Source organism: Micromonospora saelicesensis (genome assembly GCF_900091575.1).
GTDB classification, from domain to species: domain Bacteria; phylum Actinomycetota; class Actinomycetes; order Mycobacteriales; family Micromonosporaceae; genus Micromonospora; species Micromonospora saelicesensis.
The window spans coordinates 232,420-247,351 of record NZ_FMCR01000002.1; the positions used below are offsets into that span (position 1 = coordinate 232,420).

The window sequence follows — 14,932 nt, forward strand, 5'->3', positions numbered from 1 at the left end:
GGCGGGTCACCGATCCTGGCGAGCGACGCCGGTGCGGTATTCCTGCGGCGAACGTCCGTAGTGGGCACGGAAGAGGCGGCTGAAGTGGGCCCGGTCCGGAAAACCCCAGCGGGCGGCTATGACATGGACCGGCTGCCGCAGCAGCGGGTTGCCGAGATCACGCCGGCACTGCTCCAGACGCTTGGCGCGGATGAGTTCGGCGACCGTCGTCGCCTCCGCCTCGAACAGGCGGTGCAGCGACCGCAGCGAGATGTGGTGGGCGGCGGCGACGCTACCCGGGCTGAGCTCGTTGCTGTCGAGGTGGCGGTCGATGAAGTCGACGACGCGGGCCCGCAGCGCGGTGTGCCGGGCCTCCGGTGACAGGGTGTCCTCGATGTCGAGGTACTGAGCGAGCGTGGCGGTGAGCAGGTCCACCGCCACCCCACCCAGCATCTCGGCCTGGGCCGGCTCGAACTGCTCCGGGTGCGCCGCGATGCTGCGCAGGTGGTGGACCAGCAGGCCGCCCACGCCGAGGTGTGACGGTATCGGCGTGGCCAGCAGGCGGCGCAGCCGATCCGGTGCCAGGGGCAGCGCCGCGTGCGGTACCTGCACGGTGATCGTGGTGGCGAGACCGGCGCCGTCCGCGCGGTGCCGGGCGACGTGCCGCCGCGCGGGGTCCAGGAGCGTGAAGTGCTTGCCGGGTTCCAGCGTGGACTCGGTGCGGTCCTGGATCAGGGTGCTGTGACCGGTCAGTGGCAGCGTGAGCTGGTACACGTCCCCTTCGGCGCTGCGAACCAGTTTGGTAGGGCGGATCGCGTCCAGGGACGGGTACCGCAGCGAGGTCATCCGAATGCGACCGAGATCGATGGCCTGGACGTAGGCGACGAAGTTGTCCAGCTGGCCGCTGCTGATGTGCGCCGGCGCCGTCTCCTGAGCGACCAGGGCATACCAGAACGCGAACCGGTCCGCCGGGGGCAGGACCGTCGTGTCCACCACCAGGTTGGGCAACACCCTGCTCGCCTCCCCCACATGCGAGGATGAATTCTTGCATGCCTCGACTGTCTTTACCCACGATGGGAATCCCATGCCCGGTGCTACCCGGCGGGTTGGCGAATGTCGGCCGTGACCGGCGCCGACCTGCGGGAGGCGGCCGACGAGATGACCCGGGTGCTGCTGCCACACCGGGATCGCGACTGGTCGGTGCCGGCCGGCTCGCTGAGCTGGAGCTGCTGGACCACCGCGGCGCACGTCGCGCACGACCTCCTGGCGTACGCGGGCCAGGTCACCGGCCGCCCGGATGACGGCTATCTGCCGTACGACCTGCGGGTCTCCCCCGACGCGAGCCCGGCGCAGGTGCTCACCGTGGTGCGGGCCTGCGCCGGGCTGCTCGCCGCCGCCGTCGACGCCGCCCCGCCGGACACGCGGGCCTGGCACTGGGGCCCGTGCGATCCGGCCGGCTTCGCCGCCATGGGCGTGGCCGAGACCCTGCTGCACACCCGCGACATCACCCTCGGTCTCGGTGTGCCGTGGCAGCCGTCGCAGCGGCTGAGCGCGCTGGTGCTGCGCCGACTCTTCCCGGACGCCCCGCCCGGGGCGGCGCCCGAGGTGCTGCTCTGGATGACCGGCCGTGGTGAGCTGCCCGGCCGGGCGAGGCGCACCTCCTGGAGCTGGCGGGCCGCAGTCGACTGACTCGCGCCAGCATTGAGGGGTGGGTGGCCGCCTGCCGGGCGACCACCCGGTTGGAGCCTCAGGGTCAGGTCCAGCTGATGCCACGGTTGCGAACGCTGCGCATGCCCTTCTCCTCTCCCCTTGGTGACGGCCCCCGTGCCCGCCAGGTGACCTCAGCGTCGGCCACGGCCTGCTTCGGCGGTAGGGATGTCGGCGTTCGGAGTCGTTCGGGCTTGTTCGACCGGAGACTCGGACGTCGAGGGTCTGGAGTCGGGTCGCCGTGGCCACAGCGGCACGACGGCGAGAACCGCCACCGCGCCCGACAATCCGCTGAACCCGATCACCGTGGTGGCCGGCCACCGGTCGGCGCCCAGACCGGCGAGGACCATCGCCGTCCCCTGTAGCCCACTGAGACCGGTGATGGCCACCCCGAACGCGCGTCCCCGGTACTGCGTCGGCACCGCCCGGCCGAACAACGCGTTCAGGGGGATGGCGAAGGCGCTCGCGGCGCCGGCCAGCACCAACAGCAGGAGCATCAACCACAGCGGAGGGACGAGCCAAGCCACCGTCAGCACCCCGGCCGACATCGCGGCCAGCGGCAGGATGAGCCGTGGCCGGGCCGCCGGTGGACAGAACCGGGTGAGCGCGACCCCGCCGAGTGCCATCCCCAACGGCGCCGCCGCCAGCAACAGCCCGACGGTGCCGGCGCCGCCGCCGTACTGTCGGGCCAGCGGTGCCATCAACCCCTCGGCCGCGTAGGTGAAGGCGCTGGCCGTCCACAGGACGAGCACGTAGGACCGCAGCCGGGAATCGGCGAAGATCACCCGCAGCCCGACCGCCCGGCCCTGGCCGGTCGGACTCGACGGCGGTCGAGGCGCGGGGCGGGAACGCACGCCGATCCCGATCAGAAGAGCCGAGACCAGGAAGGTGCCGGCGTCCACCAGCAGGGCGCCGCGCAGCGACAGCAACGCCACGAGACTCCCCCCGACGGCGAAGCCGACCACCTGCACGACCTGGGCGCAGATGTTGTCCACGCCGTTGGCCACCGCGTAGCGGTCGCCGTCGAGCACCTCCGGCATCAACGCCGCCCGCGCCGCCACGAACGGTGGCCGCATCAGGTTGACCACGAAGAGGAGCAGCACCAGGGCCGGCGCGGGGAGGGCCGGCAGCGCCGCCAGCGGGATGAGCGCCGCGCGACCAAGATCGCATGCGATCATCACGCTTCGTCGGGGGAACCGGTCGGCCAGACCGGACAGCAGCGGTCCGCCGGTGAGCCAGGCCAGGTAGGAACTGGCGTAGGCGGCCGCCGCCAGCGCGGCCGAGCCGGTTTCGCTGAAGACGAGGTACGCCACGGTCACGGCCGTGAGCTGGTCGCCGGCCAGGGACAGCAGGTACGCACCGAACAGGTGACGGTACTCGCGCACCGCGAACACCTCGGCGTACGTCGCGGCGCGCTCGGTCACTTCGCCCCGTCCCTCCCGCGCCGGCGGTCGTCTGGGCGCTCGGCCCAGACCGTATCCGCGTTCGCGCCGTCCAGGCCGGGAGCAGGCGTTCGGACCTGTTCGGATCCGTTCGCGACAGGTTCGGGCGGTCGGCGCGGGGAGGTGTCGAGCGTGCCGCCCGGCTAGCCGGCGTGCAGGGAGTGCCGGTGGCCGTCGAGCGGGAAGGGCGGCCGGGCCGGCAGCACCTCCTGGAACACGAAGCCGCACTTCTGCGCCACCCGGCAGGACGCGACGTTGTCCACCTGGTGCAGCAGGTCGAGACGCGCCACCTCGGGGAACCGGTCGAACGCCCAGTGGCTCAGCGCCGTGACCGCGCGCGGGGCGACGCCGCGGCCGCGTGCCCACGACGCCGTCCAGTAGCCGACCTCCGGGGCCGGGCGCTCCGGCGTGATCCCCTTGAGCACCACGTTGCCCACCAACCGAGCGCCGCCGGCCTGTTCTTCGACGACGGCGAAGGTGTACCGCCGGCCGTCGGTCCAGTCGCGCAGCGCGCCGTCCAGCCACCGTCGCGCCTCCGCGGCGGTGGTCACCGGAGCTCTCGTCCAGCGGCGCAGGACCGGATCCCGGTACGCCCGCACCAGCTCATCCAGGTCGTCGGCGCACCACTGACGCAGCGTGACTCCCGGCGTCGAGGGCGTGTCGGGTGACCGCGATTCGATCAGCATCGGCACAGTCTGCCGTGGCCGTGGCCCGCCGGTCAGCCCCGTCGGCGCCACCGCCGCCACCAGCTGCGGCGGGGCCGGCGCGCTGGCGGCGGAACGGCCGCCGCTTCGGTGACGGTCGTCGTGACCTCGGGCCGGGCCCGCTCGGCGCGCCACCGGCGGACCACGTCCTCGGTGTTCACCGGGCGCACCGCGACCCGGGGGCCGTCGTCGGGGAAGCGCAGCCACGCCACGATCTGCGTGTTCAACTGCCCCACGAAGTCGCGGACGGACTGTTCGGTGGGCAGGTCACGGACCTCGTCGGGGACCTGCTCGATGCGTCGGCGCAGTTGCAGCGACGTGGGCAGGAGCAGGTCACTGGGGAGCGCCTCGCGCTCCAGGAAGCTCTTGATCCACCACGCCTCGTCGTACGGCGCCCCCCGACCGGGGATCGGCTTGCCCATGCCGGGCAGGTTGTCGAACTCGCCGCGCTGAACGGCATCCTGGATCTTCGCCTCCACTGACGCTTCCCACGCCTCGGTCACCGTGCGGCACCTCCCTGGCCACCGTAACGCGCCGCCTCCGGCCGGCGACACGCACTTGCCAGGGGTCAGCACGCTCGCGACGGTGCGCATTCCCGCCAACGGTGCCGCCGTCGCACCGAACGCGAGTGGATCACCCCGGATCGCAGGCCACGGCCTGCCAGGTGGCCCTGGGTCGGGATGTTCATCCCGATTACGGTCGGTGTGGGATCCATCGGACGGGGGGGAAACGTCGTGGTGAGTACGGGTGCACTGCTGGGCATCGCGCTGGTGGCATTGGGGCTGGTGCTCACGCCCGGCCCGAACATGGTCTACCTGGTGTCCCGCTCGGTGGCGCAGGGCCGCCGGGCCGGGCTGGTCTCACTGCTCGGGGTGGCCGCAGGCTTCGGCGTCTACCTGGCGGCGGCGGTCGCCGGCCTGGCCACCGTCTTCGTCCTGGTGCCGACGCTGTACGCGGTGGTGAAGCTGGCCGGCGCCGGCTACCTGCTCTGGCTGGCCTGGCGCACGCTGCGTCCGGGTGGGCACTCGCCGTTCAGGCCCGCGCCGCTGCCGCCGGACCCGCCCCGGCGGCTGTTCACCATGGGCCTGGTCACCAACCTGCTGAACCCGAAGATCGCGATCCTCTACGTGTCGCTGCTACCGCAGTTCATCGACCCGACGCGGGGGCACCTGGCCACGCAGAGCCTGCTGCTCGGTCTGACCCAGATCGTCGTGGCGCTGAGCGTGAACGCGCTGATCGTGCTCAGCGCCGGCTCGCTGGCCGGGTTCTTCGCCCGCCGACCGGTGTGGTTGCGGGTGCAGCGCTGGGTGACCGGCACCGCGCTCGCGGCGCTGGCCGTGCGCATCGCCGCCGACCGCTCGCGCGCGGCCGTCGCCACGCCCTGACCCGGGCGGTCAGCGCCCCCGGTGGCGGCCGAGCATCCCGGCGGCCAGCGGCGCGGCGTCCAGGTCACCGGCGGCGAGCCGGGCGGCGAGGGTACGGCGTACCAGCCGGTCGGCCAGCGCGGGCGCGTGCCGGCCGACGGCCATCTCCAGCCGGCCGCGTGCGGTGGTCGCCACGTCCCGGGGCGCCCGCCGGGCGGTGGCGGTCCGCAGTATCGCCGCGACCACCCCTTCGACGGGCTCGGGGCGCGACACCCCTTGCAGGGACAGCCCGGCCTCGGTGGTGCTGTCGTGGATCGGTGAGGCGACCATGCTCGGGTAGACGACGCTGACACCGACGTGGGTGCCCACCTCGTGGCGCAGCGCGTCGGCGTAGGCGACCAGGGCCCGTTTGCTCACCCCGTACGCGGCGGCGAGCGGCAGCGGCAGCACCGCCATCCGGCTGGCCACGAAGATCACCCGTCCGCGTGCGGTGAGCAGCGGGGGCAGCGCGGCGGCGGTGGTGCGCCAGGCGGCGAGCAGGTTGACCTCCAGTTGCCGGCGGACCACCTCGTCGGGTGGCAACTCGGCCGGCGCGGGACCACCGACCCCGGCGTTGTTGATCAGCAGATCGAGCCCGCCGAGCCGGTCGACGGCGGCCCGCACCGCCGCCGGTACGGCGTCCGGGTCGGTCAGGTCACAGCCCAGCACCGGCACGTCGTCGTCGGGACGGGCGTGCAGGTCGAGCCCCACCACCCGGGCGCCGGCCGCGCTCAGCGCGGCGCCGAGGTGGCGGCCGAAGGTCCCACTCGCCCCGGTGACCAGCACTCGCCGACCGGCAAGTGTTCGGCCGCTCACCGGGGTGCCCCCACCGAGGGTGCCGTGCCGGAGCGGGCGCGGCGGGTCCCGGCGGTCAACTCCCGAGCCAGCTCGGCCAGGTAGACGTCGAAGTCCACCCGCATCGCCGGGCGGCGCTGACCCCAGCGGGCGGTCGCGGCCCGCAGTTCGGCCCGGCACGCGGCGCGCTGTCGCTCCGGGTCAGGCAGCGCGTACCGGCCGGCGAGGTGCGCGGCGATCAGCTTGGCCTGCGCCTCGACCAGGGGGAACGCCGAGCCGGTGGACTGCATCAACCCGACGAAGCTCAGCCCGGGGGCGTCGGGGTGGAACACGTGCCGGTACAACGGCAGGGTGTCGGCGCCTCCGGCGAGCAGCGCCGCGTCGAGGAACGGGACGTCCACGCGGTAGCCGGTGCACCAGATGATCAGATCGACGCTGTCGCTGCGGCCGTCGGTGAACTCCACCCGGTCGCCGTCGAGGGCGGCGACACCGGGTCGGGCCTCGACGTCACCGTGGGTCAGCCGCGACAGCAACCCGTCGGAGAGCGTCGGGTGGTCCTGCAGGAAGCCGTGCGTCGGTGCGGGCAGCCCGTAGCGGGCGGGGTTGCCGACGGTGGCGCTCAGCATCGTCTGGCTGATGCGTTGGCGCAGACGCCACGGCAGCCGGCGGGCCAACGCCCCGTTGAGGGTGTCCGAGGGGCGCCCCAGCAGGTACTTCGGCACCACCCAGACGCCCCGGCGCAGCGACAGCAGGGTACGGGTGGCGGCGTACGACGCGTCGACGGCGATGTCCATCGCGGAGTTGCCGCCGCCGACGACCAGGACCCGCCGGCCGGCCAACTGCTCCGGACCCCGGTAGTCGTGGCTGTGGATCTGCTCGGCGGTGCAGGTGCCGGGGTAGCCGGGGTCGGGCAGCCGGGGCACCCGGTTGTGCCCGTTGGCGACGACCACGGCGTCGACGGTGACCTCGACCGGGCCGGTCGGGCCGCTGGCGGCCACCGTCCAGGTGCCGTTGGGATGCTGGGTGACCCGTTCAACGGTGTGGCGCAGCCGGATGGTGTCGGCCAGACCGAAGCGCGTGGCGTAGTCGGCGAGGTAACCGGCGACACGACGGTGGTCGGGGTAGTCGGGCCAGTCGGTCGGCATCGGGTGGTCGGCGAACTGGGTGCGACCACGGCTGGTGTTGAGGTGCAGCGTGCGGTACGCGGGCGAGTCGGGTGCCCCGTACACCCAGAGGCCGCCGACCTGCTCGGCGGCTTCGAAGCCCACCGTCGGCACGTCGGCGTCGCGCAGTGCCTTGACCGCGGCGAGCCCGGCGGCGCCGGCCCCGATCACCGCCACCCGAGGTGGTACGCCCATTGCCGCCCCCATTAATCCAACGTCCGATGGATAATCGTCGCGCGGCGGCGGCCCGTCAAGGGGTCGGTGATCCGTACAGCCCGTCGAGCAGGCGGTGTACGAACGCCCGGAACTCGCGCCGTTCCCGAGCGCCGGGCGCGCCCGCGGCCAGCGCCACCACGTGCCCGTGCGTCGCCCACACCAGACTGCGCACGGTGATGTGCGGGGTCGGCTCGGCGAGGGCGCCGGTCGCCGCGGCGGCGGTGAGCAGCTCCGCGACCAGCCGGTACAACGGGTCGGCGTAGCGCTGGTCGAGCTCGGCGTGCCGCTGCGGTTCCAACCAGCGGCGCAGCCACAGCGCGGTGGTCTCGGGGCGGTCCTCCAGGAAGTCGACGAAGACGTCGACCAGCTCGTGCAGGGCCCGTCGCGCCGCGTCCGGACCGGCGTCGAGAGCGGTGCGGGCCTGCTCGGCGGCCTCGGTCAGCACGTCCCGCTCGGCGGCGAACACCCGGGCGAAGCACGCGTCGTAGAGCGCTGCCTTCGTACCCGTGTGGTGCGCGACAGTGGCGACGTCGACCCCGGCGGCGGCGGCGACCTCCCGCAGCCCGACGGCGTCGAAACCCCGCTCGGCGAAGAGCGCGGTCGCCGCGGTGAGCACCACCTCGCGGGTCGGCCGGGTCTCATCGCGGCGGGGCCGACCCGGGCGGCGGCGGGGCATGGTCATGGCCGCCATTCTGCCCCTAGAATCCAGCAACCGTTGGATTGCGGAGAGGATGCGGCGATGACCGGGCTGGACCGGCGGCCCGCGGCCGCCACCGACGCGACGCTGCCGCGCGGGCCCCTGGCGGGCTTCGCGGCCGGCTCGCTCGGCATGGGTGTCTGGGTGACCGTTCCCGGCCTGCTGCTGCTCTACTTCCTCACCGACGTGCTGGCCGTCGGGCCGTGGCTGGCCGGCCTGGCGCTGCTGCTGCCGAAGATCGCCGACGTGCTGCTGCACCCCTGGGTGGGGCACCGCGCCGACGTCGAGCAGACCCGACGCGGCAACCGTCGTCGCCTGCTGCTGCTCGGTTGCGCCCTGCCGGTCGCGTTCGCCGCGCTCTTCGCGGTGCCCGGCGGCCTGACCGGCGCGCCGGCCGCGGCGTGGGTGGCGGTGTTCTTCATCGCCGGCAACCTGCTCTTCGCCGCCTACCAGGTCCCCTACCTGTCCACCCCGGCCGACCTGCGCATCGGCTACCACGAACGCACCCGGCTGATGGCGTTCCGGATGGTGGTGCTGACCCTGGGCATCCTGGTCTCCGGGCTGCTGGCCCCGCTGCTCACCGGCGGCGACGCCGCGACGCGGGGCGGCTACCAGCGGATGGGCGTGGTCCTGGCCGTGGGGATGCTGGTGGCCATGCTGGTCGGTGTCGCCGGCATCGCCCGGCTGCGCGGGTCCGCGCCGGCCAGCACCGCGTCCGGGCACGGCGGGTGGCGGGCGTTGCGCACGGCGCTGCGCGACAGGCAGTTCCGGTGGCTGGTCGCCGCGTACCTGGCGATGTCCACCACCACCCACCTGGTGCTCGCCGGGGTGCCCTATTACGCCGAGTACGAGCTGCGCGCCCCCGGCCTGACCACGGTGCTGGTGGCCGCGTTCGTGGCGCCGGCGCTGCTGGTCACCCCGGCCTGGCTGGTGGTGGCCCGACGCGTCGGCAAGCAGCGGGCGCTGCTCGGCGCGCAGGGCGCGTTCGCGATCGGCTCCCTGGTGCTGGCGGTGGGCCGGCCGGCCGGCCTGCCGGTGCTGGTCGCCGCGGTGGCGGTGCTCGGGTTCGCGTTCGCCGGCATGCAACTGCTGCCGTTCTCGATGCTGCCCGACGTGATCCGCGCCGCCAGCAACTCCGGCAGCACCGGGGCCGGTACCTACACCGGGGTGTGGACGGCCACCGAGGCCACCGGCGCGGCCCTGGGCCCCTACGCGTACGCGCTGTGCCTGACCGTTGGTGGTTTCGTGGCCTCGACGGCCGGTGAGTCGCCGGTGCAGCCGGACGCCGCGCTCACGGCGGTCCGCTACGGCTTCGGGTTGCTGCCGGCGGTGGCGATGCTCGCGGCGTTGCTGCTGCAACGCCGCTACACCCTGGACGCGACAGCCCGGGCGGCGAGCTGATCGGCCGGCACTAGACTTCGCCCTCGATGGACGCCCAGCCCAGCACCACCGAGACCCGCCCGTGCGCCCACTGTGGAGCGCCGGTGCCGCAGCGTGTCGGCGCGGGTCGGCCGTTTCGCTACTGCCGCGACAACGACGGCGCCTGCCAGCGCGCCTCCCGCAACACTCGGATGCGGCACCGCAACGCTCCCGGTCTGCCCGGGCAGGTGGCCCGCACCTGGGAGGCGGTGGACCGACTCGACCAGATCGTCGAGACGTTGACCGAGTCGCTGCACGCCGAGTTGTCCCCGGTGGGTGTGCAGCGGCAGCTCGCACAGGTCCGCGCGGAGGCCGCCACCGAGATCGCGGCGGCGCAGACCGAACGCGACGAGGCCCGCGACGACGCCGAGACCGCGGCGGCCGACGCGGCGCGCGCCCGCGAGCAGGCCCGCGAGGCCCGCGCCGAGGCCGACGACGCCCGCCAGCGCGCCGAACTGGCGCAGCGGCAGGCCACCGCCGCCGACGAGCGGGCGCGGCACGCCGAGACCGCCCGCGACCAGGCGCGCCACGACGCCAGCGCCGCCGAGGCGCTGCGCGCCCAGGCCGAGCGCGACCGCGACCAGGCCCGCGCCGAGGCGCGGGACCTGCGCACGGAGCGCGACGCCGAACGGCAGCGGGTGACCGACCTGAGCGTGGAACGCGACGCGCTGCGCGCCGAGGCCGAACGGGCCAGCCGGGCCGCCGCCGAGGCGACCGAGCGGGCCGGGCGGTGGCAGGCCGAGGTGCAGGACGTCCGGCGCCAGATCGAGCGGTCCCGCGCCGACGCGGCGCGGACCCGCGCCGAGGCCGCCGACGCCGCCCGGGCGCGCGAGCAGGCCGACCGGGCCCGCGACCGCGCCGAGGTCGCCGCCCGGCAGGCCGACGACGCCCGGCAGGAGGCCGCGGAGCTGGCCGCGCGGCTGCGCGCGGAGGTGGCGGCCCTGGCCGCCCAGCGCGACACGCTCACCGCCGAGCTGACCGTGGCCCGGCAGGCCGCGGCGACCGCCGAGGGTCACCGCACCGCCCTGACGGTACGACTCGACGCCGCCGAGACCGACCGGGACCTGGCCCAGCGGCGGGTGGCGCAGCTCGGCGACCAGGTCAGTGACCTGGCGTTGGCGCTGGCCCGCCTCGGCGCCGCCGCTCCCGGCGACGCCACCTGATGATCGTGGCGCAACCTTCGGTAGGCTCAGGCGGTTAACCTCCCCGGTGGCAGCGGACACACACCGTTGTCCCGACCCGCCTGGGGATCACCTCACCGGGTGAGCGTCCCGGCCGGCTACCCTTGGTCCCGGCCCACCCGTGGACGCCTCACGCCCTCGGGCGGGAATGGCTCGACGGGGACGCACCGTTACACCCAGAAGACCAGCACCACGAACGAGGGGAAGTCGATCATGGGCGAGCGTATGCTGCGCGGAAGCCGCCTTGGCGCGGTGAGCTATGAATCCGACCGCAACACGGAGCTCGCGCCGCGTCAGACCCGCGAGTACCTCTGCGCCAAGGGCCACCAGTTCGAGGTGCCGTTCGCCGTCGACGCCGAGGTCCCGACGACCTGGGAATGCAAGTTCGACGGCAGCGTCGCCCGACTCGTCGACGGCAACGAGCCGGAGCAGAAGAAGGCCAAGCCGCCGCGTACCCACTGGGACATGCTCCTGGAGCGGCGTTCCATCGCCGAGCTGGAGGACATCCTGGAGGAGCGCCTGCAGGAGGTTCGGACCCGCCGCGGCCGCGCCTGAGCCGCACGACGCACGATGACGGCGCCCCCGGGGTTTTCCCCGGGGGCGCCGTCGTGTCTGCCTTGAGCGCGGTAGGTGGCCTGGTCTCAGTGCCGACCGGGCTCGACGATCTCGCCCTCGATGGCCCGACCGCCGTCGACCACCACCGGCTGTTCCGGCTGCGGGGTCGGCTGCGGCGCACCTTGGCGCACCCGCACCGTGCGGGGCCCGAACAGGTCACCGGCGACCATCGACGACACCCGCCGCTCGGTGGCGCGGCGCACCCCTGCGCGGGCCAGTCGACGCACCGGCGGCACCAGCAGCAGCAGCCCGACCACCCCGCTGACCAGGCCGGGCACCGCCAGCAACAGCGCACCGGCCAGCCCGACGAGCCCGTCGGTCACCTGCCCACCAGGGGGCTGCCCGGCCGCCGCCGAGGCGCGGAAACCACGCCAGGCGCGCATCCCCTCGCGGCGCAGCAGCACCAACCCCAGCAGGGACGCGGCGAACACCAGCAACACCGCCGCCCCGTACCCCAGCGCCCGCCCCACGCCGACGAACACCGCCAGCTCCAGCACCACCGCCAGCAACAGGGCCAACGGTACGAACCTCAGTCCTCGGCGCATCTCACCTCATCGCCATTCCTGCGGACACCACGGACGTGTTCCACTCATCCAGCATGACACGGCCGCGCCCACGGTCACCGTGCCTGACCCGCTCACGGCCACCGTGCCTGGCCGGTGGCGGTGCCGTGCAGGCCCCGGCGTACCGCCTGGCGCCGGTCGCGCACCCCCCAGGCGGTGATCCGCCACAGCGCCTCGGCCACGATCTTCGGGCTCATCTTGCTGTCGCCGCGCTCCCGCTCGGCGAAGGTGATCGGCACCTCCACGATCCGCACCCCGGCCCGGTGCGCCAGCCGCGACAGCTCCACCTGGAACGAGTAGCCCTGCGAGGTCACCGAATCCAGGTCGATCGCGTCCAACGCGCTGATCCGGTACACCCGGTAACCGCCGGTGGCGTCCGAGACGGGCATGCCCAGCGCCAGGCGCGCGTACAGGTTGCCGCCGCGCGACAGCAGCAGCCGCCGCAGCGGCCAGTTGAGCACCCGCGCGCCAGTGGTCCACCGGGAGCCGATCACCACGTCGGCGTCGCGGGCGGCGTCCAGCAACGCCGGCAGGTCCTCCGGGGCGTGCGAGCCGTCCGCGTCCATCTCCACGACCGCCTGGTAGCCACGCTCGCGCGCCCACCCGAACCCGGCCAGGTACGCCGCACCGAGGCCCTGCTTGCCCTGGCGGTGCAGCACCTGCACGTGCGCGTCGCCGTCGGCGAGGGCGTCGGCGATCGCGCCGGTGCCGTCGGGGCTGTTGTCGTCGGCGATGAGGATCTGCACCGCCGGGGCGGCCCGCCGGACCCGGCCCACGATCACGGCGATGTTGTCGGCCTCGTTGTAGGTGGGGATCACCACCAGCACCCGGCCCACCCCGGGCACCTCGTCCGCGCGTCGGATCGTATCGGTCGCCTGGATCACGGTTCCTCCGCTCCCGCCGGCGTACCGGCTGTTGCTATCCGGGCCTGACCCGCTGCCGCCGACGCAGCACCGCCGCGCCGACCAGGGCCGCCGCGGCCAGCGCGGCGAGCGCCACCTCGGGCCACCAGCCGAGGCGGGTGGCGAGGGTGCGTCCGTCGTCGAGCCGCAACTGCCGCACCACGACCTCCCGGGTGTTGAACCCGGTGGCATCGCTTACCCGCCCGTCGGGTGCGACGAACCCGGACACCCCGACCGTGGAGGCCATCAACGCCGGCCGTCCGTGCTCCACCGCCCGCAGCCGCACCATGGCCATCTGCTGGCGGGCCTCCGCCACGTTGAAGGTGGCGTTGTTGGTCTGCACCACCAGCAGTTGCGCGCCGCCGGTGACGGTGTCGCGGACCACCTCGTCGTAGGCGACCTCGAAGCAGATCACGTCACCGAGCACGGTGGGCCCGGCGCGTACCACGCCCGGGGTGCTTCCGGGCACGAAGTCGTTGCGGATGAGGTCGACCTTCTTGCTGACCATCCGGGCCACGTCGCGCAGCGGCACGTACTCGGCGAACGGCACCGGGTGGCGTTTCGTGTACAGCTGCTCGAGGTCCGCGCCGGTGCCGGGGCGCCACAGGATGCCCGCGTTGCGGACCTGCCCGGCGTCGGGGCCCAGCAGCACCGCGCCGACCAGGATCGGCGCGCCGATGGTGTCGGCGGCCTGGGAGATCCGCGCGCCGGCGGTGGGGTTGCGCAGCGGGTCGATGTCGCTGGAGTTCTCCGGCCACACCACCAGGTCGGGTCGCCGCTGTTGCCCGGCGGCGACCCGCTCGGCCAGTTCGATGGTGGCGTCGACGTGGTTGTTGAGCACCGCCTGCCGTTGGGCGTTGAAGTCCAGGCCCAGCCGCGGCACGTTGCCCTGCACGATCGCCACGGTGACGGTGTCGCCGGACCCGGCGGTGGCGACCGGCACCAGCAGACCCCCGGCGGTCAGCGCGACGGCCACGACGGCCGGTACGACCACAGGCGTCCACCGCCGCGCCACGGCACCCCCGGGGCGTGCGGGGCCGTCCAGCGGGCCGTCAGCGCCCGGGACGGCGTCGCCTGGCGTGGTGGTGGGCTCAGGTGCGTGGCGCTGGGCGGTGATCCAGCCCTGCCACACGGCGGTGACCAGCAACCCGCCGATGAGGGCCACGACGAAGGTGATCAACGGGGCGCCGCCCAGCGCGGCCAGCCGCAGCAGCGGTGAGCTGTCCTGGCTGAACGCCAACCGCCCCCACGGGAACCCGCCGAACGGGGTGCGGTCGCGCAGCGCCTCCTGCCCGACCCAGAGCAGCCCGGTCAGCGCCGGCCACGCCCAGCGGGCGCGGTCGACCAGCGGCGACACCCAGGCGGTGGCCGCGCCCAGCAACGCCAGGTAGCCGGCCTGCAGCAGCGACAGCAGCACCCACGGCAGGTAGCCGGTGTGCAGGTTCGTCCAGGCCAGCAGCGGGGCGAAGAACGCCACCCCGGTCAGGAAGCCCAGGCCAGCGCCGGCGCGCAACCGCCGTCGGTGCGCGGCGGCGGCCAGCAGCGCCACCCCGACCGGCGCGAGCGGCCACACCCCGTACGGGGGGAACGCCACCAGCAGGGCCAGCCCGGCGGCCACGGCCAGGGGTACGGCGACCCGCAGCGGCAGCGGCCGACCGGCAACGACCGGCCGGGGCTGCGCCGCCGGGGTGTGCGTCTCATCCCGGTCCAGGGTCGTCACCGCTTCACCTCGATCACGGGGCGAAGGTTACCTGGCTGGCGGGTGAACCGGCCGCGTCGGGCCGTCGGGCACGAACCGCCCGGGGGACATGAAATCGGGGCGCGGCTCGCGCCGCGCCCCGATGCTCCCAGGCCCTTCCCGGCCGGTGTGGCGAGGATGGGGCACGACGACCTTCGGACCGACCGGACGTGGACTGGCTGCCCCCGCCGGGCCGTTGTCTACTGGCCGTGCACCTCACCCTGCCCGTACACCGGTAACCGCGGCCGGTTCGCGCCGCCCCGCCGACCCCCGCCCGCTGGACCTGGCCGCCGCGACGATGACGCTCAAACATGTCGCTCGGCCAGCGGACGAAGGGACGAAGCGAACAACAGCCGCTTCCCGTGGTAGGACTCAAAGACGGTACGTGCCGACCCCCGTCGGTTGTCA

At 74.2% G+C, this 14,932-nt stretch carries 15 protein-coding genes; 5 read left to right on the plus strand and 10 right to left on the minus strand.

Annotated elements, in window-relative coordinates; genetic code table 11:
* Positions 1-6: 6 nt before the first annotated feature.
* Positions 7-990, minus strand: coding sequence for an AraC-like ligand-binding domain-containing protein (locus tag GA0070561_RS09025; protein WP_167362365.1), 984 nt, complete (start codon positions 988-990; stop codon positions 7-9).
* Positions 991-1,092: 102 nt separating this feature from the next.
* Here GA0070561_RS09025 and GA0070561_RS09030 point away from each other — a divergent pair, with 102 nt between their 5' ends.
* On the plus strand, positions 1,093-1,668 hold the full coding sequence (locus GA0070561_RS09030; RefSeq protein WP_181539222.1) for a maleylpyruvate isomerase N-terminal domain-containing protein: 576 nt from the start codon (positions 1,093-1,095) through the stop codon (positions 1,666-1,668).
* Positions 1,669-1,820: 152 nt separating this feature from the next.
* On the opposite strand, the gene GA0070561_RS09035 is transcribed toward GA0070561_RS09030, so the two are convergent.
* From GA0070561_RS09035 to GA0070561_RS09045, 3 genes are all read right to left on the minus strand, one after another.
* Positions 1,821-3,110 carry an MFS transporter gene (locus tag GA0070561_RS09035; protein ID WP_167362366.1) on the minus strand — a complete coding sequence of 430 codons (1,290 nt, stop codon included), beginning with the start codon at positions 3,108-3,110 and terminating at the stop codon, positions 1,821-1,823.
* 161 nt (positions 3,111-3,271) lie between these two features.
* Complete coding sequence (locus GA0070561_RS09040; protein ID WP_091400083.1) at positions 3,272-3,814, minus strand: GNAT family N-acetyltransferase; 543 nt, start codon at positions 3,812-3,814, stop codon at positions 3,272-3,274.
* Positions 3,815-3,846: 32 nt separating this feature from the next.
* Positions 3,847-4,335 carry a DnaJ family domain-containing protein gene (locus GA0070561_RS09045; protein WP_091398234.1) on the minus strand — a complete coding sequence of 163 codons (489 nt, stop codon included), beginning with the start codon at positions 4,333-4,335 and terminating at the stop codon, positions 3,847-3,849.
* Positions 4,336-4,566: 231 nt separating this feature from the next.
* Here GA0070561_RS09045 and GA0070561_RS09050 point away from each other — a divergent pair, with 231 nt between their 5' ends.
* Positions 4,567-5,217 carry a LysE family translocator gene (locus tag GA0070561_RS09050; protein WP_091398236.1) on the plus strand — a complete coding sequence of 217 codons (651 nt, stop codon included), beginning with the start codon at positions 4,567-4,569 and terminating at the stop codon, positions 5,215-5,217.
* A 9-nt stretch (positions 5,218-5,226) separates the two neighbouring features.
* Here GA0070561_RS09050 and GA0070561_RS09055 read toward each other — a convergent pair whose 3' ends face one another.
* Genes GA0070561_RS09055 through GA0070561_RS09065 form a run of 3 tightly spaced genes read right to left on the minus strand, consistent with a single transcriptional unit; the run spans position 5,227 to position 8,091 of the window.
* Positions 5,227-6,051 (minus strand): SDR family NAD(P)-dependent oxidoreductase, encoded by an 825-nt coding sequence (locus GA0070561_RS09055; protein WP_091398239.1) that lies wholly within the window; start codon positions 6,049-6,051, stop codon positions 5,227-5,229.
* Positions 6,048-7,388: a flavin-containing monooxygenase gene (locus tag GA0070561_RS09060; protein WP_091398241.1), complete on the minus strand. Its 1,341-nt coding sequence runs from the start codon at positions 7,386-7,388 to the stop codon at positions 6,048-6,050. The genes GA0070561_RS09055 and GA0070561_RS09060 overlap by 4 nt, the downstream gene beginning before the upstream one ends.
* Positions 7,389-7,443: 55 nt before the next feature.
* Entirely contained in the window at positions 7,444-8,091 is a 648-nt protein-coding gene (locus tag GA0070561_RS09065) for a TetR/AcrR family transcriptional regulator (RefSeq protein WP_244166127.1), read from the minus strand.
* Positions 8,092-8,148: 57 nt separating this feature from the next.
* On the opposite strand from GA0070561_RS09065, the gene GA0070561_RS09070 reads away from it, so the two are divergent.
* The 3 genes from GA0070561_RS09070 to GA0070561_RS09080 all read left to right on the plus strand — a co-directional run bounded on the left by GA0070561_RS09070 (position 8,149) and on the right by GA0070561_RS09080 (position 11,261).
* The gene (locus GA0070561_RS09070) at positions 8,149-9,507 is read left to right on the plus strand and encodes an MFS transporter (protein WP_091398243.1); all 1,359 of its coding nucleotides are present in this window, start codon (positions 8,149-8,151) and stop codon (positions 9,505-9,507) included.
* Positions 9,508-9,533: 26 nt separating this feature from the next.
* Positions 9,534-10,688: a coiled-coil domain-containing protein gene (locus GA0070561_RS09075; RefSeq protein ID WP_091398245.1), complete on the plus strand. Its 1,155-nt coding sequence runs from the start codon at positions 9,534-9,536 to the stop codon at positions 10,686-10,688.
* Between the two features lie 231 nt (positions 10,689-10,919).
* The gene (locus tag GA0070561_RS09080; RefSeq protein WP_091398247.1) at positions 10,920-11,261 is read left to right on the plus strand and encodes an RNA polymerase-binding protein RbpA; all 342 of its coding nucleotides are present in this window, start codon (positions 10,920-10,922) and stop codon (positions 11,259-11,261) included.
* A gap of 86 nt (positions 11,262-11,347) precedes the next feature.
* Here GA0070561_RS09080 and GA0070561_RS09085 read toward each other — a convergent pair whose 3' ends face one another.
* From GA0070561_RS09085 to lnt, 3 genes are all read right to left on the minus strand, one after another.
* Positions 11,348-11,866, minus strand: a complete 519-nt coding sequence (locus GA0070561_RS09085) for an FxsA family protein (RefSeq protein WP_091398250.1) — start codon at positions 11,864-11,866, stop codon at positions 11,348-11,350.
* 92 nt (positions 11,867-11,958) lie between these two features.
* The gene (locus tag GA0070561_RS09090; protein WP_244166128.1) at positions 11,959-12,768 is read right to left on the minus strand and encodes a polyprenol monophosphomannose synthase; all 810 of its coding nucleotides are present in this window, start codon (positions 12,766-12,768) and stop codon (positions 11,959-11,961) included.
* A gap of 34 nt (positions 12,769-12,802) precedes the next feature.
* Entirely contained in the window at positions 12,803-14,506 is a 1,704-nt protein-coding gene (gene lnt, locus GA0070561_RS09095; protein WP_091398252.1) for an apolipoprotein N-acyltransferase, read from the minus strand.
* Positions 14,507-14,932: the final 426 nt, after the last annotated feature.

Bases quoted from the DNA above. Each gene is read 5' to 3' on its own strand.
- GA0070561_RS09040 (WP_091400083.1), bottom strand. From the start codon at position 3,814: ATGCTGATCGAATCGCGGTCACCCGACACGCCCTCGACGCCGGGAGTC.
- GA0070561_RS09065 (WP_244166127.1), bottom strand. From the start codon at position 8,091: ATGACCATGCCCCGCCGCCGCCCGGGTCGGCCCCGCCGCGATGAGACC.
- GA0070561_RS09060 (WP_091398241.1), bottom strand. From the start codon at position 7,388: ATGGGCGTACCACCTCGGGTGGCGGTGATCGGGGCCGGCGCCGCCGGG.
- GA0070561_RS09080 (WP_091398247.1), top strand. From the start codon at position 10,920: ATGGGCGAGCGTATGCTGCGCGGAAGCCGCCTTGGCGCGGTGAGCTAT.
- GA0070561_RS09030 (WP_181539222.1), top strand. From the start codon at position 1,093: ATGTCGGCCGTGACCGGCGCCGACCTGCGGGAGGCGGCCGACGAGATG.
- GA0070561_RS09085 (WP_091398250.1), bottom strand. From the start codon at position 11,866: ATGCGCCGAGGACTGAGGTTCGTACCGTTGGCCCTGTTGCTGGCGGTG.
- GA0070561_RS09075 (WP_091398245.1), top strand. From the start codon at position 9,534: ATGGACGCCCAGCCCAGCACCACCGAGACCCGCCCGTGCGCCCACTGT.
- GA0070561_RS09070 (WP_091398243.1), top strand. From the start codon at position 8,149: ATGACCGGGCTGGACCGGCGGCCCGCGGCCGCCACCGACGCGACGCTG.